General features: G+C 33.6%; 30 protein-coding genes. 18 read left to right on the forward strand and 12 right to left on the reverse strand.

All coding sequences use genetic code 11. The annotated features are described in order from the left end of the window. The first annotated feature begins 15 nt into the window (after positions 1-15). The 6 genes from AAFU52_RS07620 to AAFU52_RS07645 all read left to right on the forward strand — a co-directional run bounded on the left by AAFU52_RS07620 (position 16) and on the right by AAFU52_RS07645 (position 5228). The gene (locus AAFU52_RS07620; protein WP_438426007.1) at positions 16-918 is read left to right on the forward strand and encodes a PhzF family isomerase; all 903 of its coding nucleotides are present in this window, start codon (positions 16-18) and stop codon (positions 916-918) included. A gap of 36 nt (positions 919-954) precedes the next feature. Further along, positions 955-1434 carry an OsmC family protein gene (locus AAFU52_RS07625; RefSeq protein ID WP_438426008.1) on the forward strand — a complete coding sequence of 160 codons (480 nt, stop codon included), beginning with the start codon at positions 955-957 and terminating at the stop codon, positions 1432-1434. A 143-nt stretch (positions 1435-1577) separates the two neighbouring features. Next, on the forward strand, positions 1578-2783 hold the full coding sequence (locus AAFU52_RS07630) for a threonine aldolase family protein (RefSeq protein WP_438426009.1): 1206 nt from the start codon (positions 1578-1580) through the stop codon (positions 2781-2783). Between the two features lie 75 nt (positions 2784-2858). Then, complete coding sequence (locus tag AAFU52_RS07635; RefSeq protein WP_438426010.1) at positions 2859-3698, forward strand: PhzF family phenazine biosynthesis protein; 840 nt, start codon at positions 2859-2861, stop codon at positions 3696-3698. A gap of 36 nt (positions 3699-3734) precedes the next feature. Continuing rightward, positions 3735-4112: a RidA family protein gene (locus AAFU52_RS07640; RefSeq protein ID WP_438426011.1), complete on the forward strand. Its 378-nt coding sequence runs from the start codon at positions 3735-3737 to the stop codon at positions 4110-4112. A 15-nt stretch (positions 4113-4127) separates the two neighbouring features. After that, entirely contained in the window at positions 4128-5228 is a 1101-nt protein-coding gene (locus tag AAFU52_RS07645; protein WP_438426012.1) for an aminopeptidase, read from the forward strand. A 106-nt stretch (positions 5229-5334) separates the two neighbouring features. On the opposite strand, the gene AAFU52_RS07650 is transcribed toward AAFU52_RS07645, so the two are convergent. Next, the gene (locus tag AAFU52_RS07650; protein WP_024768388.1) at positions 5335-5673 is read right to left on the reverse strand and encodes a hypothetical protein; all 339 of its coding nucleotides are present in this window, start codon (positions 5671-5673) and stop codon (positions 5335-5337) included. 375 nt (positions 5674-6048) lie between these two features. Here AAFU52_RS07650 and AAFU52_RS07655 point away from each other — a divergent pair, with 375 nt between their 5' ends. Next, the gene (locus tag AAFU52_RS07655) at positions 6049-6306 is read left to right on the forward strand and encodes a hypothetical protein (protein ID WP_024768389.1); all 258 of its coding nucleotides are present in this window, start codon (positions 6049-6051) and stop codon (positions 6304-6306) included. 137 nt (positions 6307-6443) lie between these two features. On the opposite strand, the gene AAFU52_RS07660 is transcribed toward AAFU52_RS07655, so the two are convergent. Beyond that, entirely contained in the window at positions 6444-7031 is a 588-nt protein-coding gene (locus tag AAFU52_RS07660) for a riboflavin synthase (RefSeq protein WP_438426013.1), read from the reverse strand. A gap of 87 nt (positions 7032-7118) precedes the next feature. Here AAFU52_RS07660 and pdxA point away from each other — a divergent pair, with 87 nt between their 5' ends. The 10 genes from pdxA (at position 7119) to AAFU52_RS07710 (ending at position 15750) form a co-directional block, all read left to right on the forward strand. Continuing rightward, positions 7119-8177, forward strand: coding sequence for a 4-hydroxythreonine-4-phosphate dehydrogenase PdxA (gene pdxA, locus AAFU52_RS07665; protein ID WP_024768391.1), 1059 nt, complete (start codon positions 7119-7121; stop codon positions 8175-8177). Between the two features lie 175 nt (positions 8178-8352). Then, positions 8353-8895: a YceD family protein gene (locus AAFU52_RS07670; protein WP_024768392.1), complete on the forward strand. Its 543-nt coding sequence runs from the start codon at positions 8353-8355 to the stop codon at positions 8893-8895. Between the two features lie 7 nt (positions 8896-8902). Beyond that, on the forward strand, positions 8903-9100 hold the full coding sequence (rpmF, locus tag AAFU52_RS07675; RefSeq protein ID WP_024768393.1) for a 50S ribosomal protein L32: 198 nt from the start codon (positions 8903-8905) through the stop codon (positions 9098-9100). A 173-nt stretch (positions 9101-9273) separates the two neighbouring features. Continuing rightward, entirely contained in the window at positions 9274-10269 is a 996-nt protein-coding gene (locus tag AAFU52_RS07680) for a beta-ketoacyl-ACP synthase III (protein ID WP_024768394.1), read from the forward strand. Positions 10270-10297: 28 nt separating this feature from the next. Continuing rightward, on the forward strand, positions 10298-10780 hold the full coding sequence (gene accB / locus AAFU52_RS07685) for an acetyl-CoA carboxylase biotin carboxyl carrier protein (protein WP_024768395.1): 483 nt from the start codon (positions 10298-10300) through the stop codon (positions 10778-10780). A gap of 88 nt (positions 10781-10868) precedes the next feature. Continuing rightward, a complete protein-coding gene (gene accC, locus AAFU52_RS07690; RefSeq protein ID WP_024768396.1) occupies positions 10869-12218 on the forward strand; it encodes an acetyl-CoA carboxylase biotin carboxylase subunit in 1350 nt (449 codons plus the stop codon). A gap of 210 nt (positions 12219-12428) precedes the next feature. Beyond that, positions 12429-13541, forward strand: a complete 1113-nt coding sequence (locus AAFU52_RS07695) for an NAD(P)/FAD-dependent oxidoreductase (protein WP_438426014.1) — start codon at positions 12429-12431, stop codon at positions 13539-13541. An 18-nt stretch (positions 13542-13559) separates the two neighbouring features. Continuing rightward, positions 13560-14237, forward strand: a complete 678-nt coding sequence (gene mtgA, locus AAFU52_RS07700; RefSeq protein WP_438426015.1) for a monofunctional biosynthetic peptidoglycan transglycosylase — start codon at positions 13560-13562, stop codon at positions 14235-14237. A 4-nt stretch (positions 14238-14241) separates the two neighbouring features. After that, positions 14242-14697 carry a 3-oxoacyl-ACP synthase gene (locus tag AAFU52_RS07705; RefSeq protein ID WP_438426016.1) on the forward strand — a complete coding sequence of 152 codons (456 nt, stop codon included), beginning with the start codon at positions 14242-14244 and terminating at the stop codon, positions 14695-14697. Between the two features lie 111 nt (positions 14698-14808). Further along, on the forward strand, positions 14809-15750 hold the full coding sequence (locus AAFU52_RS07710; protein WP_438426017.1) for an alpha/beta fold hydrolase: 942 nt from the start codon (positions 14809-14811) through the stop codon (positions 15748-15750). A gap of 178 nt (positions 15751-15928) precedes the next feature. On the opposite strand, the gene AAFU52_RS07715 is transcribed toward AAFU52_RS07710, so the two are convergent. Beyond that, positions 15929-16282: a hypothetical protein gene (locus tag AAFU52_RS07715; RefSeq protein WP_024768401.1), complete on the reverse strand. Its 354-nt coding sequence runs from the start codon at positions 16280-16282 to the stop codon at positions 15929-15931. A 61-nt stretch (positions 16283-16343) separates the two neighbouring features. Beyond that, positions 16344-18029 (reverse strand): single-stranded-DNA-specific exonuclease RecJ, encoded by a 1686-nt coding sequence (gene recJ / locus AAFU52_RS07720; RefSeq protein ID WP_438426018.1) that lies wholly within the window; start codon positions 18027-18029, stop codon positions 16344-16346. A 129-nt stretch (positions 18030-18158) separates the two neighbouring features. On the opposite strand from recJ, the gene AAFU52_RS07725 reads away from it, so the two are divergent. Beyond that, positions 18159-18749, forward strand: a complete 591-nt coding sequence (locus AAFU52_RS07725) for a carboxymuconolactone decarboxylase family protein (protein WP_024768403.1) — start codon at positions 18159-18161, stop codon at positions 18747-18749. A gap of 199 nt (positions 18750-18948) precedes the next feature. Here the strand turns inward: AAFU52_RS07725 and AAFU52_RS07730 are convergent, their stop codons facing one another. From AAFU52_RS07730 to AAFU52_RS07765, 8 genes are all read right to left on the reverse strand, one after another. After that, the gene (locus AAFU52_RS07730) at positions 18949-19602 is read right to left on the reverse strand and encodes a response regulator transcription factor (RefSeq protein WP_438426019.1); all 654 of its coding nucleotides are present in this window, start codon (positions 19600-19602) and stop codon (positions 18949-18951) included. Positions 19603-19671: 69 nt separating this feature from the next. Next, positions 19672-20454: a sensor histidine kinase gene (locus AAFU52_RS07735; RefSeq protein WP_438426020.1), complete on the reverse strand. Its 783-nt coding sequence runs from the start codon at positions 20452-20454 to the stop codon at positions 19672-19674. A gap of 128 nt (positions 20455-20582) precedes the next feature. Continuing rightward, positions 20583-21299, reverse strand: a complete 717-nt coding sequence (locus AAFU52_RS07740) for a hypothetical protein (RefSeq protein ID WP_438426021.1) — start codon at positions 21297-21299, stop codon at positions 20583-20585. Positions 21300-21377: 78 nt separating this feature from the next. Next, on the reverse strand, positions 21378-22046 hold the full coding sequence (locus AAFU52_RS07745) for a hypothetical protein (protein WP_438426022.1): 669 nt from the start codon (positions 22044-22046) through the stop codon (positions 21378-21380). Positions 22047-22055: 9 nt separating this feature from the next. Further along, the gene (locus tag AAFU52_RS07750) at positions 22056-22805 is read right to left on the reverse strand and encodes a hypothetical protein (RefSeq protein ID WP_438426023.1); all 750 of its coding nucleotides are present in this window, start codon (positions 22803-22805) and stop codon (positions 22056-22058) included. 341 nt (positions 22806-23146) lie between these two features. After that, positions 23147-23845, reverse strand: a complete 699-nt coding sequence (locus AAFU52_RS07755; protein ID WP_438426024.1) for a M50 family metallopeptidase — start codon at positions 23843-23845, stop codon at positions 23147-23149. A 60-nt stretch (positions 23846-23905) separates the two neighbouring features. Then, positions 23906-24577, reverse strand: coding sequence for a 16S rRNA (cytidine(1402)-2'-O)-methyltransferase (gene rsmI, locus AAFU52_RS07760; RefSeq protein WP_438426025.1), 672 nt, complete (start codon positions 24575-24577; stop codon positions 23906-23908). Beyond that, positions 24577-24921 carry a DoxX family protein gene (locus AAFU52_RS07765; RefSeq protein ID WP_316929912.1) on the reverse strand — a complete coding sequence of 115 codons (345 nt, stop codon included), beginning with the start codon at positions 24919-24921 and terminating at the stop codon, positions 24577-24579. The genes rsmI and AAFU52_RS07765 overlap by 1 nt, the downstream gene beginning before the upstream one ends. Positions 24922-24923 lie beyond the last annotated feature (2 nt).

Here is a 24923-nt window from a genome sequence, read left to right on the forward strand (position 1 = left end):
AAAAAAAATAGTCGCATGAAAAAATTTACCGTATACCAAATAGATTCTTTCACCAAAGAAAAATTTAAAGGAAACCCTGCAGGAGTTGTAATTAATGCAACAGGATTAGATGACTCACAAATGCTGGCTATCGCGAGAGAATTAAACAACTCTGAAACAGCGTTTATCTTTCCTTCTGATAGCAACGATAATGATGGTGTTATACGATATTTTACCCCTGCGGTAGAAGTTCCTATTTGTGGTCACGCAACTATTGCTGTCATGTATGCCAAAGCCATATCCGAAAATCTTGATTCTTGCGTATTAAGAATGAAAACCAAGGTAGGAGTTTTACCATTTGCAATCCATAAAAAAGATGATGATTATAAAATAGAAATGACACAAGGCTCAATCAGTTTTGAGTCAACTTTTAATAAAGAAATTCAAAGTCAAATTATAGCTGCACTCGGACTAAAAAATACAGATATAGATAAAAAATGTCCTATTCAGATTGCTTCTACAGGACATTCTAAAGTAATGATAGGCATCAAAAATAATAAGACACTTAATGCTCTAAAACCCAATAATAGTAAGCTTAGTGGACTAAGTAAAATAATTGGTTGTAATGGGTATTATGTTTTTACGTTTGATTCTACCGATAAGGATTGTCTGGTTGATGGACGCATGTTTGCTCCGGCCATAGGTATAAATGAAGACCCTGTTACTGGTAATGCTAATGGACCTTTAGGGGCATATTTAGTACATCATGGATTAGTTTCTCATAACGGTAAAAAATTTACATTTAGAATAAAACAAGGTGAAAAAATGGGGCGAACTGGACATATGGATGTTACAGTTACTATTGCAAAAAATCAACCTAAAATAATACAGATTACAGGAGATGCAGTATTGGTATTCAAAACTGAAATAACACTCTAATAATAGATATCATTAAATTAATAAAAATAAAAAGTTATGTCAAATCTAGTTTACACATCAAACATTAAAATTGAACGTAAAAAAGGATCGTTACGCCATGCTTATTTACCAGCTGAAACAGAACCTGTAAAATTTGGTCTTCATGGCGCTATTGCAAAACACTATGGAGTTAGCGATACTATTGATAACCCACATGCAACTACTATTGATTACTTAATTTCTGCTGTTGGTGGCTGCCTAACGGGTACATTTGGTGGAGCATTAAGAGTCCGTGAAATTGATCCAGATAATGACAAACTTTCATCAGAAGTTATAGGTGAAGTTGAACTTGAAGATAACGTTCTTGTTATTAAGAGAATACTTGTTAAGTATACACTTTTAGCTCAAGAAAAAGACAAGAAAACGATAGAGCGAGTGCATAGCATTCACAAAGAACATTGTGCTGTTTATAAATCCGTTTATAAGGCAATTGATATCACCACAGAATTAAAAATTGAATATCTACAGCTTTCATAAACAAGTTTTTGAGTAGATATAGATATTTCTTTTTATGAAGTGATTTAAGCTTCTGTCCATTTTGAAAAGAATCAAGCTCAAAATTAGCTACTATTCTTATATAAATACATGTTAGGCAACATATAGCCACTTAATAACAAAAGGTGAAAAAAGCAAAAGATGAAAATAATAGAAGGGGTTTTCTTAAACAATGTAGTTTAGCAACAATCCCTATTTTGCTCCCAGCAATTGGTGTAAATGCAAAGCCCGTAATACAAACTGGATACAAAGTCCAAAAAGACAGGAAAGTGAACATCAACTTTATTTATGATGGCCTTGGGCTATCACCTCAAGAATATATTGAAAAATTGACAAAAATCAATAAAAATAATCTTATTGAAGAAGACTATTATGGAAATGGAGGAGCGACTCAATTATTAGAAGATGAATTTGCAAAATTGACTGGAAAAGAAAAGGCGATTTATCTTCCTACAGGCACAATGGCTAATCAATTAGCTATAAAACTACTTAATGAGAATAATACAAAAGTGATTGTTCCTGAAAATTCTCACATTTATAGAGATGAAGCTGATGCAGCACAAAGTGTCCATAATAAAAGACTTGTACCAATTGGAAAGAATAAGCCTTATTTCGAGCTTGAAGACTTAAAGGATGCTATTGAATATATAAATAAAAATGAAGCATTTAAAAGTGGATTGGGGACAATTATGATTGAAAACCCTGTTAGACGTGCAGACGGAGTCGCGGTTCCAATTGAAATAATAAAGGAAATATCGAACTATTGCAAACAGAATGGCTATAAAATGCATCTGGATGGAGCAAGAATACATTTGGCATCTTCATTTACCGATGTCTCTCTTCTTGAATATTCATCCTATTTTGATACCGTTTATATCTCTTTATATAAATACCTAAATGCCACAGGTGGAGCAATACTATGTGGTGATTCAAAATTTATAGAACAAATTGCACATCAGATAAAAATTCTCGGCGGTACAACTTATCAAACTTGGTCTACCACAAGCATGGCTTTACACTACCTCGATGGAATATCAGAACGATTAAATAAAGTTGCTGAAACCAGCAAAGAATTAATTGCTGAACTGAATAAAATTTATGGATTGAGTATAAAAAACATAAAAAATGGCACTAATATTTTTCAGCTCAATTTAGATAGTAATCTCAGTTCAAAAAAATTGGTTGAATATTTATTTGAGCAACATAACATTTCTTTATACATGAACAAAGATGCAAGTATACGCTTCGTTGTTAATGAAAGTTTGCTCCTAAGAGATACTAAAGAAATTGCGGATGCTTGGAAATTAGGAATAGAACAAGCTCACAAATAAAAACGATGTCTAGTAAAATAAAGAATACAAACTTAGAGTCATGCAGTGGCAAGTATTTAAAACCACAATAACACTATGAAAACAACAAAAATTCAAAAAATAGCAGCTTTCTCTTATAATAATAAAGGGGGAAATCCTGCAGGCGTTGTCATAACAGATAAAATGCCGAAAGAAGAAGAAATGTTTAGCATTGCTAAAGAGGTAGGATATTCTGAAACTGCTTTTTTACATCCTAAAGACGACGGGTGGCGTATTCGATATTTTTCTCCCGAAATAGAAGTCGATTTTTGTGGTCATGCTACCATTGCCACAGGAGCAGGCCTGGGACAAAGCCATGGAGAAGGAACATACAAGCTGTTTTTAAACAACGGAGAAATTAGTGTTGCCGTTAAAAAAACCACGGGAAATGATTTTAAAGTAACATTACAATCGCCTGAAACCTGGTCAAAACCTGCACCACAAAATGTTATAGATGATGTTCTTGATGTATTCAATCTTCCTGCTTCAGCACTGCATGTAGATTTTCCGATTCGATATGCGTTTGCAGGAGCCAAACATCTTATTCTTGTAGTAAACGATAGAAAAACGGTAGCCGATATGAATTATGAATTTAAAAAAACCAAAGCTCTTATGCTTAAAGAAAGCCTGGTCACCATAAGTTTACTATGGTTAGATGCCAATAATGTGTTCCATTCCAGAAATGCATTTGCTTCTGGAGGAGTATATGAAGATCCTGCCACAGGAGCGGCCGCGGCCGCTCTGGCTGGCTATTTGCGTGATATAAATTGGAAAGGAAATAACAAATTTGAAATTATACAGGGCGAAGATATGGGATCTCCGTCTCGATTAATAGTAGAATATACGCCCATAGTTGGAGCCAGTATAAAGATTTCTGGAAGTGCGCGAAATATTTAAAAACAATTTTTGAACACCCTAACTCAAATAAAAAATATGGAGACAAATGAAATATTAGATACGCCAAAAAGTAATGGACACTATACTATGTGGGTAGAACATAAAGGTACTCTTTACCTAAGCGGTCAATTACCAATACATCCAATTACTAAAGAAGTACCGGCAGGTATCGAAGCACAGACAAAATTGCTCTTGCACAATATAGAACTCACACTAAAAGAAGCCGGAAGCAGTAAAAATCATATCATTAGAAATGAGATTTTTATTGCTGATGTTGCGCACTGGGCAACAATAGATAAAGTATATGCTGATTTTTTTGGAGATCACAAACCAGCCAGAGCAGTAGTCGGTAATGCCGAATTACATCTCGGTTGCCTCATTGAAATCGTAACAACAGCAGCAATAATCGAATAATTAATACTAAAAAAAATGAATTCATCTATAGTAAAAAAATATGCAGATTTATTAGTTCGCTACTCCCTTGATATACAATCGGGAGACACCTTATTTATTCAAAGTACAACACTTGCAGAGCCATTAGTGCGAGAAGTGTATAGAGCAGCCATCAAAGCCGGAGCACATGTAGAATATCAATTAGAGTTTAGTGAAGCTCATAAAATAAAAATTGATAATTCTGAAGAAAAGCAATTAAATCAGCCTCCTGTATTGTACGCACATGCAATGGAGCATTTTGATGCTTATCTTAAAATTATGGCACCTCATAATCTTATCGAAAATCAAAATATAGATGCTCAAAAACAACGAAAACACAAAGAAACTTTAAAACCGATAACAGAACATTATTACAAAAGAACGGCCAACGGTAGTTTAAAACGAACCTTATGCTTATACCCTACACAAGCCGGTGCACAAATGGCAGGTATGTCACTAGAAGAATATTCTCATTTTGTGTTTAACGCTTGCCATCTTTTTGAAGAAGACCCTAAAGCTTCCTGGTTACACATACGAAAAGAACAACAAAACATTGTTGATTATTTAAACAATGTAGACAAGGTACAGTACATCACCAAAGGAACCGACATACAGTTTAGTGTTAAAGGACGTAAATGGATAAACTCAGACGGGCGAACAAACATGCCAAGTGGAGAAGTATTTACCGGGCCAATTGAAGATAGCGTGAACGGAACAGCATATTTTAGTTTACCTTCTGTATTTGAAGGTCATATCGTGAAGGGAATTACACTAACAGTTAAGGATGGTAAAATTATAGACTGGAAAGCAGAAGAAGGACAAGAACTATTAGATGACATATTTAAAGTTCCCGGAGCTAATTATTTTGGAGAAGTAGCTATTGGAACCAATTACAATATACAGCAAGCCACAAAAAACATTTTATTTGATGAAAAAATAGGAGGTACTATACATATGGCGGTAGGACAATCGTATTTTCAAACTGGAGCTAAAAACAAATCTATCATTCATTGGGATATGATTACAGATATGACGCAAGGAGGTAAGATATTGGCAGACGAAAAACTGATCTATGAAAATGGAAAGTTTCTTATATAATACACAAAAGATTAGCAAAATAAATCGTAGATGATATTATTTGTTATTTAGATATACTGAAACGTAAAATTACTCTTCTTTTACCACTGTTTTAGAAGAAAGGAAACTATACCAACTTAATGTCTTCCTTAAATAACATGTGAATATATTCGGCATGCACTTCTGCATGGTGTTTATTTTCCAGGCAATGAAATAATAAGTGAATTAATCCATAATCACCTAAGCTATCCCGATACTCATACTTGGCCTTATTTTTTACCCATAGAATAAAACAACACAAATGACCTATCTCTCCCAGTTTTTGGGCATCTTTTAAACATTCTCTAAATTCATCCAATGTCATATGTGCATACTCATCATACTTTCTTTTGCAGAAGTCATAATCAAAAGTATGCTTATACGATTGTAATTTTCTATTTTGTATTTCGTAGTTAATACCACTCATAACATAAGAGTAATTTGCACTAGGTTAAGTATTCATATTCTCATAAGTATACGATTCGAAGTTATCTCTGTTTTTGCAAAACGTATGCCAGAACTTTAAAAGATTAACCAAAAAAAGCTTAAGTAAATCTTAAAATTTTAATTCATAACCCATATTCCTTATTAGGAATAATTCCAATACAAAAATACGGAATTAGGAATGATTCCAATAATAATATTTCACTTTTATGTCTTTATTTTTCAATTTTTTACCTAAAAAAACAAGAATACAACGAAAACCAAACAATATTTAACTATTTGACCTACAGTTATTTAATCATTAAAACCAATAACTGTTGTTAATAAAACCTGATAAGTTTATTTTAAAAAACCAAGCATGTCTATTAAATTTACTTTTGAATTTGATACGGTATGGTATGTTTTTTGGGGAAAGAACTACGATAACGAAAAATTGGGAAAATTAATCAAATCTAGAATTATGCGGTATAAAGTAATTGATGCAAAAAGCCAGTATTTTGGCAAAGTATTGGATTTCGAATCCTGCGCTACTTTAAGTGATCTGGGAGGAGTACTCTTAAAGATCGGAAGAAACAGGGTTTCACTTTTTAAATTTAACGAAGTAGAATTGGTATAATTGCCATTCTACTTCTTTCAACCTTCCTTATTATTTATTACGAATAAGTAATTATAAATTCTTTTAGCCTTTTCTTTATCAGGAATAAGGTAATTAAGGAAAGTTAAAACACCTACTGGTAATAAATATATAGTAAGCTATCTTAGCTCTGTAATTCGTTTTACGTATTTACCAATAACATCAAACTCAAGGTTAACAAGACTGCCTACTTTAAAAGTATTAAAGTTTGTATGTTCATATGTATACGGAATAATAGCAACGCTAAACTCATTCTTTTTAGAATTAACCACAGTCAAACTAACTCCATTAACTGTTACCGATCCTTTTTCTATAGTGATATTATTTAGTGATGGATCATAATCAAAAGTAAAGTACCAACTTCCATCAGCTTCTGTAATTGCCGTGCAAATTGCAGTTTGATCCACATGTCCTTGCACAATATGTCCATCTAACCTATCTCCTAATTTCATTCCTCTTTCCAGATTTACAACAGTATCAACTGCGAGGGTATTAAGATTGGTCTTATCCAGCGTTTCTTTGATCGCCGTAACTGTATACATATCTTCATTAATAGACACCACTGTTAAACAAACTCCATTATGCGCTATACTTTGATCAATCTTCAATTCTGAGGTAAAATTCGCACATACTGTAATATCCAGATTTTCTTTATTAGTTTGTAAAGAAGTAACAATTCCTAATTCTTCGATGATTCCTGTAAACATAAATGCGAATTATTTAATTAAATTTGTGACCTTGAAGTTTGAAGTCTGATTTTAGATTTCAAAAATACTGATAAAGTAGTTTATATAATGAAGAAAGAAGAAAAAATAAGATTAGGGATTTCTATTGGTGATCTTAACGGAATAGGAAGTGAAGTTATCCTTAAAACTTTTGAAGATTCGCGAATGTTAGATTTTTGTACTCCGGTAATTTTTGCCTCGGTAAAAATTCTTTCTTTCTTAAAAAAACAATATACTAGCAACATAAACCTTCATGGTATAGATAAGACATCTCAAATTCTGGATGGTAAAATAAATGTTCTTAATGTTTGGAAAGAAGCCGTTAGTATTAATTTTGGGCAAGAAGATGAAAAAGTAGGAAGCTACGCGATCAAATCACTTAAATCTGCAACCGAAGCTTTAAAAAATGATCAAATTGATGTGCTGGTCACCGCACCTATTAACAAACACAGTATTCAATCTGAAGAATTTAAATTCCCGGGACATACTGATTACCTGGATCAGGAACTAGAAGGAAATAGCCTTATGTTTATGATCACCGATGATCTAAAAGTAGGATTACTTACTGATCATGTTGCCGTTAAGGATATTGCCGATACTATAACACCAGAATTGATCGAACAAAAAATAGACACTATTCATCACGCGCTTAAACAGGATTTTGGTATCTCAAAACCAAAGATCGCGGTACTAGGAATCAATCCTCATAGTGGAGACAACGGTGTAATTGGCAAAGAAGATGAAGATGTATTAAAGCCAACGATCCAAAAAATTAATGAATCTGGCATATTAGTATATGGACCCTACGCAGCAGATAGTTTTTTTGGTTCTAATAATTATAAAGCTTTTGATGCTGTTGTAGCTTCATATCATGATCAGGGATTAATTCCTTTTAAAACACTCTCTTTTGGCAAAGGAGTAAATTATACTGCAGGCTTACATAAAGTTCGCACTTCTCCAGATCACGGTACTGCTTTTGAAATTGCTGGGAAAGACCAGGCCGATAATAGTTCATTTAAAGAAGCTGTTTTTGCTGCATTAAGGATTTTCAAAAATAGAAATGAGTATAACGAATTAACCAAAAACCCTCTAAAAAGGCAACCTCGTAAACCTCAAAATAAGCCATGATAGGTTAGGAATTAAGTATGAAAGTAGTTCTCAAACCTATTACCATAATCCACAAACCTAATTAATCACTAACAATCTGATATAATTTTGTTTACAAAAATACTTTCATAACGAATTTTTATTATCTTTGCACCCGCCTTTATCAAATTGATAGGCACTTGAAACTGATGATGAAATGATACAACTTAAAGAGTATACTATTCCTTTTGTTGGGCTGAAGCAAGGATTACACCAGTTTGAGTATCAAATTGACAATGCGTTCTTTGAACATTTTGAGTATGATGAGTTTAATTCATCTGCAGTAAAAGTTGATATGGAGTTTAATAAAAAAGCGACTTTATTAGAACTTCAATTTAAAGCAACCGGAACTGTAAATGTAAATTGTGATCTCACCAATGAACCTTTTGACTTACCTATTAAAAATGAATTCTTTTTGGTAGTGAAGTTTGGAGACGAATATAATGATGAAAATGAAGAGCTTCTTATTATTCCTCATGGGGATTATGAAGTAAACGTTCAACAATATATTTATGAGCTTATTGTTTTGGCTATGCCATCCAAAAGAGTTCATCCTGGTGTTGAGAACGGAACATTAGAATCAGACATACTTGAAAAATTAGAAGAATTAAGTCCAAAAGAAAAAACAATAGTAAATAACAATGAGGAGACAGATCCTCGCTGGGATAAATTAAAAAACTTATTAAACGATAAACAATAGCTAAGCAATGGCACATCCTAAGAGAAAAATATCGAAAACAAGAAGAGATAAAAGAAGAACGCATTATAAAGCTTCTGTACCACAAATAGCTACTGATCCAACTACTGGAGAGGCGCATTTATATCATAGAGCACATTGGCATGAAGGTAAATTATACTATCGTGGTCAAATTGTTATCGACAATACTGAAGAAGAAGTAGCGTAAGGATACTGTTAAAATTTTAAAGAGAGCTCTCACAAATGTGAGAGTTTTTTTGTTTTTAGTTGAATATGTGTCAAAATCCCGTTATTTTGCGCCATATTTGTGTATAATTTAGTAATTTCGACAACTTTTTGAGCGCATTTTTATGCTATAGTTTGTGAAACTAAAACTAAGATATGAGTAAAATCACAGCCGCTATCACCGCTGTAGGTGCATACGTGCCAGACTATGTGTTATCTAATGATATATTAGCAACAATGGTCGAAACTAACGACGAATGGATAACCAGTCGTACAGGTATCAAAGAACGCAGAATACTAAAAGATAAAGATAAGGGAACTTCTTTCTTAGGTATAAAAGCAGCAGAAGATCTAATCGCTAAAAAAAATCTCGACCCTAAAGAGATTGATATGGTGATTTTTGCAACTGCAACTCCAGATCTTCCAGTTGCTGCAACAGCAGCATATACAGCTTCAAAAATCGGAGCCGTTAATGCTTTTTCTTATGACTTACAGGCCGCTTGTTCCAGTTTTTTATATGGAATGTCTACCGCCGCCAGTTATATAGAATCAGGAAGATATAAAAAAGTATTAGTAATAGGAGCAGATAAAATGTCCTCTATTATTGATTATACTGATCGTACCACTTGCATCATTTTTGGTGATGGTGGTGGCGCAGCTCTTTTTGAACCCAATTATGAAGGTCTAGGACATCAAGACGAATACCTTCGTACCGATGGTATCGGAAGAGAGTTCTTAAAAATTGAAGCTGGAGGGTCTATCCTTCCTCCATCAGAAGAAACTATAGCCAAAAGGCAACACTTTGTTCAACAAGACGGAAAAACTGTATTTAAATATGCAGTTTCTAACATGGCAGATGCCAGTTCTAAGATTATGGAACGTAATAATTTAACAGGACAGGATGTAAATTGGCTTATTGCACATCAAGCCAATAAACGTATCATTGACGCTACAGCCAAAAGAATGGAGCTAGATGAGAATAAAGTCCTTATGAATATCCAACGATATGGTAATACAACCTCAGCCACATTACCATTACTGTTACACGATTACGAAAAACAACTCAAAAAAGGAGATAACATAGTATTTGCTTCATTCGGTGGAGGCTTTACTTGGGGGTCTATTTATCTTAAATGGGCCTATAATTCCTAAACAACTAAAACACACAATACCCAACATTATGGATTTAAAAGAAATTCAGAATTTAATTAAATTCGTAGCCAAATCAGGGGCTAGCGAAGTAAAGTTAGAAATGGATGACATTAAAATCACCATTAAAACTGCATCAGAAGATGGTAAAGAAACCACATTTGTACAACAAATGCCAGTAACTCCTCAAGTGGTAGCTCCCGTACAACCAGCACCCACTGCAATTACACCTGCAGCAGTTGTTGAAGAAAGTGCTTCTGACGATAATTCGAAATACATAACTATTAAATCACCTATAATAGGTACACTCTACAGAAAACCATCACCAGACAAACCTACGTTTGTAGAAGTTGGTGATTCAATAAAAGAAGGAGATGTACTTTGTATTATTGAGGCGATGAAACTCTTTAATGAAATTGAAAGTGAAGTTTCTGGTAAAATTGTAAAAGTATTAGTCGATGACTCTTCTCCAGTAGAATTTGATCAACCACTATTCTTAGTAGACCCATCATAATTAAACCCATAATTTCAAATCTTTAAATTTCAAATCACATATTGAGAATTGGAATTTGTTGTTTGAATATTATAATTTCTAAGAAGTTATGTTTAAAAAAATTCTAATTGCAAATAGAGGTGAGATTGCATTGCGTGTAATCAGAACCTGCAAAGAAATGGGGATAAAATCCGTTGCAGTCTATTCTACAGCAGATGCAGAAAGTTTACATGTACGTTTCGCAGATGAAGCAGTTTGTATCGGACCTGCACCCAGTAATGAATCTTACCTTAAAATGTCTAATATTATTGCAGCTGCAGAAATCACAAATGCAGATGCAATACATCCAGGTTATGGTTTCCTTTCTGAGAACGCTAAGTTTTCTAAGATTTGTGAAGAGCACGAAATAAAATTTATTGGTGCCAGTGCCGAAATGATTGATCAGATGGGTGATAAAGCCTCTGCAAAAGCGACTATGAAAGCAGCAGGAGTACCTACAATCCCAGGTAGTGAAGGTATTCTGGATTCTTTTGAAGAAACCGAAAAGCTTGCCGATGAAATGGGATACCCTGTAATGCTAAAAGCTACAGCCGGTGGTGGTGGAAAAGGTATGCGAGCCGTATGGGCAAAAGAAGACTTGAGAAAAGCATGGGATAGTGCCAGACAAGAAGCTGCCGCTGCTTTTGGTAACGACGGTATGTATATGGAAAAACTTATCGAAGAGCCACGCCATATCGAAATTCAGATTGTAGGAGATAGCAATGGTAGAGCTTGTCATTTATCCGAAAGAGATTGCTCGATACAACGTAGACACCAAAAACTTACAGAAGAAACTCCTTCGCCATTCATGACAGACGAATTGCGTAAAAAAATGGGAGAAGCTGCAGTAAAAGCTTCAGAATATATCAAATATGAAGGAGCAGGAACTGTAGAATTTTTGGTTGACAAACACCGTAATTTCTACTTTATGGAAATGAATACTCGTATCCAAGTAGAACATCCTATTACAGAACAAGTAGTCGATTATGATTTAATTAGAGAACAAATTCTTGTTGCTGCCGGAATACCAATTTCGGGTAAAAACTATTTTCCACAATTACACTCTATAGAATGTAGGATCAATGCAGAAGATCCATATAAAGATTTTCGACCTTCACCAGGTAAAATTACCAATTTGCATATACCTGGAGGCCATGGTGTGCGAGTAGATACTCACGTATATAGTGGGTATATTATTCCGCCTAACTATGATTCTATGATTGCCAAGTTAATAACCACCGCGCAAACACGTGAAGAGGCAATTAATAAAATGAAGAGAGCATTAGACGAATTCGTAGTAGAAGGTATAAAAACTACCGTTCCTTTTCATAGACAACTTATGGATCATCCAGAATATATAGCTGGAAATTACACCACTAAGTTTATGGAAGATTTTGAAATGGAAGACCCAACTGAATAACAACCAATTAAGCCTCAGCAATGAGGCTTTTTTTTTGCTTTTACTTACCATCAAAAATTACATTTTCAAAATAACAAGATTCTACCCCTAACCACTTTTAAGGACACTTTCTTAAAATGTATTTTCTACTAATGTAACTACACAAGAAATCATAAAATCTCTTTAGGAACGACTATATTTGTTTTTCTAACAAATAATACCTCTTGTACTTTGAATTTTAGCTATTGGGAACATAAAACTTGGTTATCTAATATTGATTTTACTATTATCGGAAGCGGTATTGTAGGGCTTACTTGCGCATTAAGATTGCAAAATAATTTTCCGAAAGCCAAAGTTCTTATTCTGGAGCGTGGTATATTACCCAATGGAGCTAGTACCAAGAATGCAGGCTTTGCTTGTTTTGGAAGCCTCTCTGAAATTCTGGACGACCTAAACTCGCACAGTGAAGAAGAAGTATTGCAGCTTGTTAAAAAAAGACACAATGGGCTTCAACTATTGAGAAGACATCTGGGAGATCAGGCTATCGGCTATCATCAAAACGGAGGATATGAACTTTTTACCAAAAATGATCAAGCTCTTTATGAAGATTGTTTTTCAAAAAGAGAGCAAATAAACACCTTATTGAAACCAATCTTTAAAGATGACGTTTTTGGCATAAGTGATAATGTTTTTAATTTTGAAAATATCCAGCCTCAATACATCATTAATCAATTTGAAGGTCAAATCGATACCGGAAAAATGATGGAAGCATTATTAAAAAAGGTTCAAAATTCTGGGATTAAGATTCTAAATAATTGTACCGTCGAAACTTTTGATGATGACAACACTGCTGTTAAAATAAAAACCGATCAATTTACGTTCTCTACAAACAAAGTATTGATTGCTACAAATGGTTTTGCTTCTCAATTAGGAATTCAGGAAGTAAAACCCGCTCGTGCTCAGGTTTTAATTACCCAGCCTATAGAAAATTTACACATTAAAGGAACATTTCATCTAGATAAAGGATATTATTATTTTAGAAATATTGATAACAGAATCTTATTTGGCGGAGGTCGAAATCTAGATTTTAAGGCAGAAGAAACTACAGATTTAGCTCAAACAGAGTTGGTACAACAAAAATTAGAAGAAATTTTACGAGATATCATTTTGCCCGATATTAATTTTGAAATCAATCATCGCTGGAGCGGAATTATGGGTGTAGGAAATCAAAAACAATCTATTGTTAAACAATTATCCCAAAACGTATTTTGCGGTGTGCGCCAGGGCGGAATGGGAGTTGCAATAGGAAGTTTGGTAGGTGCAGAATTAGCTGATCTTTTATAAGTCGATTCCTGTTGAATTATGAAAAAATACTTCCGTTTTATACTAAAAAGCTGCATCGCATTTATCATATTAAGTGTGCTGTGGGTACTCATATATACATGGGTTAATGTTCCTGCTACCCCGTTAATGGGAATTCGAAAGTTACAATCTAAAAATAAGTATACTATTCGCCATCAATGGGTACCATTATCCAAGATCTCTAAGAATCTACAACTAGCAGTTATTTGCAGTGAAGATCAACGATTTATTGGCCATCATGGTTTTGACAAAGAAGCTATCGAAAAAGCAATGGCAGAATATAAATCTGGTAAACGATTGCGAGGCGCAAGTACTATTTCTCAACAAACTGCCAAAAATATTTTTTTATGGCCTCATCGCAGCTGGATACGAAAAGGATTTGAAACCTATTTTACATTTTTGATAGAGACTTTCTGGAGTAAAGAACGTATTCTCGAAATTTATCTGAACAGTATAGAAATGGGAGATGGCATCTATGGAGCCGAAGCTGCTGCCCAATTTTGGTTTAACACCTCTGCAGTTGCACTCAATAAGGATGAAGCTGCAGCTATTGCAGCAATACTTCCTAATCCCATACGCTTTTTGGCAAATCCTCCTTCGGCATACACCAAAAAAAGAAAAAAATGGATTATGATACAAATGCGTAATTACGGTACTTTAGTATTTGATAAGAAATAGTAATATGAATCCACAAAAAATCAAAGAAGAAATACTTCATCAATGCCAAAATTATGTAGATCAAAGATTACAAAGAATTCAAAATACTATTACTGGTATTCAAGAATCTTTAACTTCTGAAACCAAAAGTACTGCTGGAGATAAACATGAAACCGGGCGAGCAATGTTACAATTAGAACGTGAAAAAGCAGGAAAACAATTAGCCGAAGTACAGAAACTGCAAGAAGTCTTAGCGAAGATTAAAATTTCTCCTTCAGAACATATTCATTTAGGCAGTCTGGTGATTACCTCACAAGGTCATTATTTTATTAGCATCTCTGTTGGTAAACTCTCTATAGAAAATAAATCCTATTTTGCCATAGCTGCTAATTCTCCTATTGGTAAATTACTATTAGGAAAAACTACTGGTGATCGTTTTAGCTTTAATGGAAATGAAATAATAATCAAACAAGTCTCCTAGATAAGGAATAAAAAAATCTGGTTTTAAACATAGCGGCTATTAAATTTTTAAACCTGTATAGCATACAAAAATGATTTTAAGTAAATTGCCAGTTCATAAATCATCTTTACCATGAATAAATTTTTTGTGCTTACCCTAATAGGGGTATTGCTTTTTTCGTGTAAACCATACGAGAATACCAAAATCAGGAAAAATCAAATCACCTATGAAGATTTTAGATCTGATCAAAGATTATATCCTACAGATGATGGTTTAATTAAATATATAGATAAAGGAAAAGGGCCTGCAATTTTATTATTACATGGCGTACCTACCTCGGGATGGTTGTATCGTAAAATGATCGACCCCTTGGTGGCAAATGGATATCGTGTCATTGTTCCTGATATGTTAGGGTATGGCTCTAGCGATTCTCCAGAAGGTTTTGAAATCTATAATGGAGAAAATCATGCCAAACGCTTGTTACAACTTATGGAGGCATTGGGCATCGATACCTGGTCTCATGTTATGCATGATGCTGGTGGATTATGGACCTGGGAACTTATGAAACAAGCTCCTGATAAAATCGAAAAACTAATTGTACTTAATACCATCATTTATGATGCTGGATTTTACCCTCCTGTACGTATGAAACCGGGAGGTCTAGCCAAAACAGCTATGTGGGGTTATAGAAATGGAGTTACAACCAATACCTTGCTCAAAAATCTATTTAATCAAGGACTTAAAGAAAACGTTTTAAATTCTCTTGATGTAGAAGGATATAAAACTCCTTTATTAGAAGGTAAAACACATGCTATGTATTATTTCTATAGTCAAACCTGTAATGAATTACCTGACTACTCAGATGTTTTTGAAAATATCAATATCCCTGTTACTGTTATATGGGGGATACATGACACAATGCTACAATGGCCTCCACAACAAGTTCGTGCAGCTAATGCACTAAAGGTTAAGAATGAAGATATTCATTTTATAGATGAGAAACATTTTTTGCAGGAAACAAAAGCAAAAGAAATCACGTATAAAATTGTTGAGTTTTTATATAAAAAAGAATAAAACCATTTCTCACATGAAATAGATTTTCTAATACATAAATCCGGATAATGATTTTAAGTTAAGGGTAGGGTTTAAAATTTCTTGTCACACTGAGCCTGTCGAAGTACTTTCAAATACGGGTTTTCAAATGTCTTCGACAGGCTCAGACTGACAATTAAAACCTTATCTACGCACGGGTTCAATTAAGAGATAGGTTCCTCACCCAATCTTTTAACTCTACTCTAAAAATAGTACCCTTGATTAGTTCCTGGATTTGATGAACCTCTTCTCTACTTACTGCTAAATCTATCTTATCAGAAGGTGTTCTCAATAATAATGATTTACACTGTTGTGAATTTTTGCATTGATTACAGCATTGAGATTCAATAGTAGTAGTACAAGAATTAGAAAAATCCTTTAATTCATTTAAAGTAAGTAAAAATCCAATATCTCTAAATACCAACTGAACTCTAGGCGTTGAAATATGCTTTTCTTGTTTCCAAAAGAAAGAAATACCTAATTCGTTACTGTATATTTTATCTATAGCGTTCATCCTGAATACATATTTGAATCAAAAATAGTAACTATTTATAATAAATCTAAATAAAAATAAGTTAATTTATATCTTTCAACTTTAATTGAAGAGATACTTCTCCGTTCCACTCATTTTCGTCGATAGTATACGCAGCTTTAAAGTGTTGCCCTTCGGTTATCAAATCATATTTAGGACCAAGATTAAAGCCAATAGTTCCAATAGCAACTCCATTTTTTTGTACTCTACATTTTAAATGTTTCTCATCACCTCCTACACGTTTTCCATATCCGGTATCATTTAATCCTTCTGTCATAAATACCGGGGCCATGTTTCCTGGACCATATGGAGCAAATTGTTTTAAAATACGATAGAATTTAGGGGTGATTTGATCTAATTCAAGAGATGCATTAATAGATATCTCGGGGATAAGCATTTTTTTATCAATAGTAGAAGACACTACTTCTTCAAATTTTTGCTTAAACGGCAGATATTGCTTTTCTTCTAATGTCAAACCTGCAGCATATTTATGGCCTCCAAATTGTTCTATATGCTCAGAACAGGCTTCTAATGCATTATACACATCATATCCCTTTACAGATCTTGCAGAAGCTGCTAACTTCGAGCCACTTTTTGTAAAAACCAAAGTTGGACGATAATACGTCTCTGTTAATCGTGATGCTACAATACCTATCACTCCTTTATGCCAATTTTCTTCATACACCACAGTAGTATATCTATCCTCTTCTTTATTCTGAAGTATCTGTTCTAATGCTTCTTGAGTTATGTTTTTATCAGCATCTTTTCTATTGGTGTTATACAATTCTATTTCTGCGGCATATTGTAATGCAATATCAAGATTTTCTTCTGTCAATAAATTAACAGCATGTAATCCATGTTTCATTCTTCCGGCTGCATTAATCCTGGGTGCGATGATAAACACCAAATCTGTTATCGTTAAAGTTTCTTTTTTCACTTCAGATAACATTGCCCTAAATCCAATTCTTGGATTTGCATTAATAACTTGTAAGCCATAATATGCCAATACACGATTCTCACCTGTTATTGGCACAATATCTGCGCCAATTGCAGTAGCCACCAGGTCTAAATATGGAAACAAATCTTCTATAGTCTGATTTTGATCAACTGCCAATCCCTGAATCAATTTAAACCCTACTCCACAACCGCATAATTCTTTATATGGGTATTCGCAATCCTTACGTTTTGGATCTAAAACCGCGACTGCATCAGGAATTTTATCTCCTGGTCTATGGTGATCACAAATGATGAAGTCGATTCCTTTTTCTTTGGCATACGCTACCTTCTCTATAGCTTTAATCCCACAATCTAAAGCAACAATAAGAGAAATATCATTATCATGAGCATAATCAATTCCCATATATGATATCCCATATCCCTCACCATACCGATCAGGAATATATGTAGCAATTTGATTGGATAAGGTTTTTAAATAAGAAGACAGTAATGCTACAGATGTGGTACCATCTACATCATAATCGCCATATACCATTATGTTTTCGCCATTAGCAATTGCTTTTTGGATTCTGACAGTTGCCTTATCCATATCTTTCATCAAAAAAGGATCGTGTATATCTTCTAAAGACGGTCTAAAGAATTTTTTGGCCTCATCAAAAGTTGTTATCCCTCTTTGCACTAATAGCGAAGCAATTATTGTATCTACATTAAGAGTTTTTGCCAGATTTTCTATTGTTGAAATATCAGGTTTTGGTTGTAGTGTCCATCTCATTCGTGCGGTAAATTCCTATATTAAAAAATCCAAAGTACAAAAAACATCCTGACCTCTCTTGATTTGACATTAGTTTTGTATTTTGCTTTGCTAAAAATTATACGTTTAAACTCAAAAAAAAAATAGAATATGGCATTAGTTACTCCATTATCGGCAGATCATGATCCAGAAACCAGAGAATTAGCAGAATTTTTTAATGAAACCTTAGGGTTTTGCCCTAATTCTGTACTTACTATGCAAAGAAGGCCAGCTATTTCTAAAGCATTTATCAACCTTAACAAAGCCGTAATGGCAAATGAAGGTAAAGTAACTTCTGCATTAAAACGTATGATTGCTTGGGTAAGCAGTAACGCTACAGGATGTAGATATTGCCAGGCACATGCTATTCGTGCGGCCGAACGATATGGAGCAGAGCAAGAGCAATTAGATAATATATGGGAGTATAAAACGCATGCCGCTTTTAGTGATGCAGAACGTGCAGCACTTGATTTTTCGCTTGCTGCATCGATGGTTCCTAATGCTGTAGATGACACCATCAAAGAAGAATTATATAAATACTGGAATGAAGGAGAAATTGTAGAAATGCTAGGCGTGATTTCTTTATTTGGATATCTAAATCGCTGGAATGATTCTATGGGCACAATGGTTGAGGAAGGAGCTATTGAATCTGGTGAAAAATACCTAGGAAAACACGGTTGGGAGAAAGGAAAGCATATTTAGTATTTTCTGAAGCTAAAGATTATAATAGAATATTTCGTATTAGAAACCTGTCGGGATTTTAAAATCCCGACAGGTTTATTTTTACTTTCCTAAATGATTTGACCCGCTTTATGCATTAGAAAATTTATTCCATCTTCCAACTACTGCAAATACGGGTATTTGAAAGCTTCATAACAAAGTTCTAATACATAATCCGGGTTTAAACAGAAATGATTTTCTCTTTAACTACCTTAATAACTAAACCAGCCGTATTTTTTACGCCTAATTTACCCATTAAATTTTTTCGATGTCCTTCAATTGTTCTTACACTTAGAAAAAGTTGCTCTGCAATTTCTGCAGTTGTAAACTCTTGAGTAATCCCTTCTAACACTTCTAATTCTCTAGAAGTAAGGTGATAATCTTTTCGTATAGCTGGGGGTTTAGAAGTTTTATGCTTCAACCCTTTTAATAACGCTTCTGATACAAAAGAATTAAAATAAAATCCTTTTTCGTATGTAGATCGTATTGCTATTTCTAACTCATGCTGGGTGGTATCTTTTAGTAGATATCCATTAGCTCCCGCTTCCATCAAATAAGAGATCATTCTTTCTTCTGTATGCATTGTTAGAATAATAATTTTTAGATCAGGATACAATTCTTGTAATTTTAGAGTTGTATCCACACCATTCATCTCTCCCATCTCTAAATCCAAAAGGATTACATCCGGAACCACATTATTCAACTGTGCTAACAGGTCTTTACCACTCACCGCTTCTAATACCAATGTAATATTGGCCATTCTTTTTAACAGTGACTTTATACCTTCACGAAATAAGTTATGATCATCAATCAGTCCTAGTTTTATAGTTTCCATGATTAATTGTGATTAAAATTGTTAGTGCTTCTTTTTACTTACTTAGGGGTTTTTTTACTGTTTTTATGATCAAACTGGTATTGCAATTTTCACTTTCATACCAGAGCTCTTTTTTAAAAAATGTATATTTCCAGAAAGTATCGACAATCTACTTTCTATATTTTTGAGCCCTAGCCCTTTTTTATGTAAAAGGTTTTTTTGTTCCAAACCCTTCCCATCATCTTCATAAAGTATAATTAACGAACTTTTTTCATTTTTTAACTCAACACCTATTACAGAAGCCTCTGCATGTTTAAGCGTATTCGTAATTAATTCCTGAATGATTCTATACAGGTTAAGTTCTTTTGATTTGGCAATCGTTTTTATAGTGTTATTTTTAAAATGCACACTAATTTTTCCCGAATCATTTATGGTTTGCACCAAGCTTTGTATTGCTTCTATAAGTCCTAATTTTTCTAGAACTACAGGTCTTAGATCTTGAGAAATACTACGTACACTTTGTATCATATCATCGAAAAAAGAGCTCATTTTTTTAGCAATGCCTATAAGCTCTTCTGGAGGTAATTCTGGTGTAATTTGCCCAAAATACAATTTGGTAGTGGTTAGCATAGCTCCCACATCATCATGTAATTCTTTGGCAATCCTACTCCTTTCTTCTTCCTGACTAATAATCGAGGTTTTTAGTAATTCTTTCTGATAATCAGACTCTATTTTTTGATGTTTCTGCTGTTGCGCCAACAACCTACGTTGATAGAGAATAAAAAATATAATTACTGATAATGATAGCAAAAAAATCACCACCATACCGATAATTATAACCTTTAACGCAACAGCTTCTTCGGGTTCACCCATAAAACAAATAGTATAAAAAATAGTAAAGAGCTATATCAAAATACAACAAGCTATATTTCTGCTTTTTTGCTAGCAACACATGATTCAAAATATAGCTCTTTACTTCTTAATTAATTATCTTTTCCAGACTAGTCTCCTGGTGGTACACAAGTTGGTGGGCAAGGTGTCAAATACTCATAAATAAACGTTCCTGTTTTTAACAGATTCTGCTTTCCATCCAATTCTGGTAAAAAAACAGTAGTAAACTTACCTTTGGGGTTAACACCCCATACTAAATTTACGCTTTTTGAACCACTTTGCAACATATGCATTGCCACCGCTGCAGGCATACTAAAATATTGAATACGTTCACCATCATAAGCAATAGCTTCTCGTAGCGCATTACTTTTCCATTTTTGTTGCCAACCAGAAACAAAATCTACTGCTTCATCTGGTTGCAATATATGAGAGGCTACAGCTTTAGAAAGTGTTGCAGTCTCAAAACGCTTAGATTTTTCGGCAACTAGTTTATTAACAACTTTTTGTAACGATACAGGTTTCGCCAATACTCCTTTGGTGATATCTCCATTTGGATTTGTACCAGCTACACGTATTTGTAGTTGTTTATTTTCTACTTCCAGAATAAAACGAACTGTAGATACCTCTGGTAACTTCAAAGCCTTTTCTAATGCATCTTTAGGTATATTAAATCCATTTTTAGGAGTACCAAAAGCCTCTTCGGGACTTGCAGTTTTCCAATTAAGTGTCAAATCTTGCAGTTCTACATTGTTTTGAGGCTCCTCTTCTTGCTGACAAGCAACAGTTAGTCCCAATAGAACTAAAAATAATAAACGAATTGTTTTCATGATTTTAGGTTTTAAAAGTTTACATAAATATAGCTCAAAAAAACAGTAAAACCAGCACTTCAAGCCAAAATCATTTGATCAAAAACCACTATTTTCACTAACCTCTTTTTTGGGTTTTACCCATATTGCAACCGTATAAAAAATAGCTAATACAATATTTATAATAGCATGTAACCCCCAAACTATAAAACTAGCTTCGGTAGAATCCTTAAACAATGTATTATTCATAAAAAACAAAATTAAACTACTGGAAAAATAAATCAAAAATCCAGAATTGATCCAAAACATAGGATTCGTTTCCAGAGCACTATATTTTACCTCTTTAAGCAATGCATAAAAATAACTTAGAGCCAAAAAAATAATTATCGCTCCCATAAGTGTTGTTGCATTAGAATTAAAAGTCATTAATCCTTGTAAAAATATAGTATTGATGATAGCAAATATGGTAAAACCAATACCTAAAACAATAAAGAATAATTTTGAATAGGTTTGTGATAACACCTTTCTATAAATATTAATAATTAATAAAAAATGAATCACTGTAAAAAAATGATACAGCGGCAAATTGTTTATTTTTTTACGCCATAGTATATTAGAAATAATCTCTACTACAAAGACTAATATCAATAAGTAAGAAAGCTTTACTTGTACCTTACTTAATGACCTAAACTTGTATATGCTTAATAATAGAGGCACCACTACTATAAAAGATGAAATATTACCTAAAATATAAAATTCTTTACTCATTTAATTTAATTAATGCTGCATAGGACAAGTAGGAGGACAAGGAGTTGAATACTCAATAAACACCTCGTTATCGCTATACTCTACGATACCAGCTCGTTGTAATACATTTTCTATTGGCTCCTTGGGTGTGATCCCAATAACAGGAGTAAAAGATATCATGTCCTTATATTGAAACTTGTTCATATCTAATCCAGGGTAAAATTTTATTGCTTCAATACCATTAGGCAAATAGGGATTGATCAAACCTGCTGTTACCGTATAAAAAATTACTCTTTCCATTGGTTTTTTCTTTGTTTTTACTGTAAACAAATCATCAATCAGACTCATATCTACCTGCTCCCAGTTATCATGAATCATTTGCTTAAAGGTTAAAGGTACAATCTCGGATCCCAGTTCATTTCCTTTATTCTGTGATTCTTTCATTTCTGGTTTTTGAAAAGCTTCCAGACCAAAAAACTCTTTATTACCATCTATATCAACAATCTCAAAAATGGGAAAAAATGTAAACTTTTCTTTATATCCACGTTTCAACGCCATGTGCATAGTAAAAGTCTTAATTTCTTGTATGTCATTAAAACGTTTAACATCATCATCGCTCATACTAAAATAATAAACTCGTTCATATTGCCCTATAGCGGGATCTAGTTTATGAAAATGATGTGTTAATTGTAGTACATCTGCACTTTTCCATAAAGAGGTCGTTTTTTCAAAAACTTCTTCTGTCATTAGGGTGTTTTCTTGTGTGATTACGTTTTCCATTGGATGATATATTTATAAGTTAATAATTAGTATTAAAGTTAATCAAAAAAAACCTGCACACTTTGTTTTAAAAGGAATTTACAGGTAATTACCATTTAAAAACACGTATTTACCACGTATTTTAATTTCAAGTATTTTTTCGATTTTTTATATGTTTTTTATTAGGAAAATACATGGTAAAAATGAGTTCTCACTTCGATTATACTCTGTATAGATTTGGGTAAAATTCACTAAATTTAGTACCATACCAAAAAAATGGATCCCAGCCTTTAGTTTATCCTGAGCTTGGCCGAAAGGTTGGAGTGACAAAAAACAATAATCTACATCAGCGTATAAAGTGATTATTTTTTTAAGTAATATCGATAGCTTTTATACAGCAGATACATGGTAATTAATAAAATTAATACTGCCCACATCCAATAGGTGCCAGATAGATGAGCCGCAATCATTTGCGTATCAGAATATTGGATTTTCCCGTCTCGTTCGAATTGTTTTGTAAATAGATATCCTATTTGTAGGTATGAACTTAACACACATTGAGTTCCTAAAAACAAGAGCGTAAAAGCTTCAAGGTTTCTTACTCGTAGAATTGCGATAAAAAAGAGAAGTGCGGCAAAAACACTTAGGATAATTAATGCCAGTAGTTCATGAATCCATAAGCATAATGATAGTACCATTATTGCAATTAGTAACCATAATGCAATTTTAGAGCTTATTCTATTTCTGGCCGAGGCTATAAGTATAGCTCCCGAAATTGCCGGACCTAATAAGCCTCCTGCAGCGGTAATACCTCTGGCGATTTTAAAAGGTAAGTAACTAGCCGAAACATTAGAGTAGGCTACACCACCTCCGTTTTCATATATTTCGAGGTAGATAAACTTACCTCCCACCAGTATTGCAGTTAAGCCATGGCCCATTTCATGAAACCAAGTACCTAACAGTAATAATGGATATTGTATAAACCCAAAATAAGGTAGTTGCCACAATAAAAAAACAAGCAAGCTAATTCCTATTATAGAAAGCAAGGGGTAGTTTTTCACGCACTCAAAGTTTTATACTTAAAATAGATAACGATTTTTATGTCTAAAAATTGAAGCCCTCTATTTCTTACCTTTTACAATAATTACAATTTCACCTTTTGGGGGCTTCTTTTCAAAATGCTTTATGACTTCTGCTGTGGTTCCTCGTATGGTTTCTTCGTGCAGTTTACTCAATTCACGTGATACCGAAACTTGGCGATCTTCACCAAAATAGGTTGCAAAATCTCCTAATGTTTTAATTAGTTTGTGAGGAGATTCATAAAACACCATCGTTCTAGATTCTTCAGATAAAAGTTTTAATCTGGTTTGCCTTCCTTTTTTTACGGGTAGAAAACCTTCAAAGACGAATTTATCGTTAGGTAAACCACTATTAACCAAAGCAGGTACAAAAGCTGTTGCTCCAGGAAGACATTCTACGGCTATCCCTTGCTCTACACATGCTCTGGTGAGTAAAAAACCAGGGTCGCTTATTGCGGGAGTACCCGCATCACTTATTAATGCTATAGTTTCTCCTCCTCTTAATTTTTGAATAATACGGTCCACCATTTTATGTTCATTATGCATATGGTGACTTTGCATGGGGGTAGTAATCTCAAAATGCTTCAATAATTTTCCGCTGGTTCGAGTATCTTCGGCTAATATCAAATCTGCCGCTTCAAGAACTTTTATCGCTCTAAAAGTCATATCATCAAGATTACCAATCGGTGTAGGTACGAGGTATAATTTTGACATTAAGGTCTTATTTTTTTACCAATAGTGTAGGAAACTATAAGAATTAAAATTGCATATACTGATAATCCTATAGGGTGTTCTGCATGATAATGTGCTAACGTAGCCAATACCAAATCAAAGAAAAAACCGGCATATGCCCACTCTTTGAGCCATTTTATTTTATTTGTTAGAATAGCTGTTATTCCTAATACTTTAGCCACTGCCAAGGGAATTACTATATATGTTGGATAATTAAAACTTTCAAAAAAACCTTTTACCATTTCAGTTTTAAAAAAATACATCTGAGCAGAGTACAGCATTATAGCGCATAAAGCAATCGTGGCAATCCAATATATAATTTTCATAA

It is taken from the genome of Aquimarina macrocephali, assembly GCF_051627225.1.
GTDB classification, from domain to species: domain Bacteria; phylum Bacteroidota; class Bacteroidia; order Flavobacteriales; family Flavobacteriaceae; genus Aquimarina; species Aquimarina macrocephali.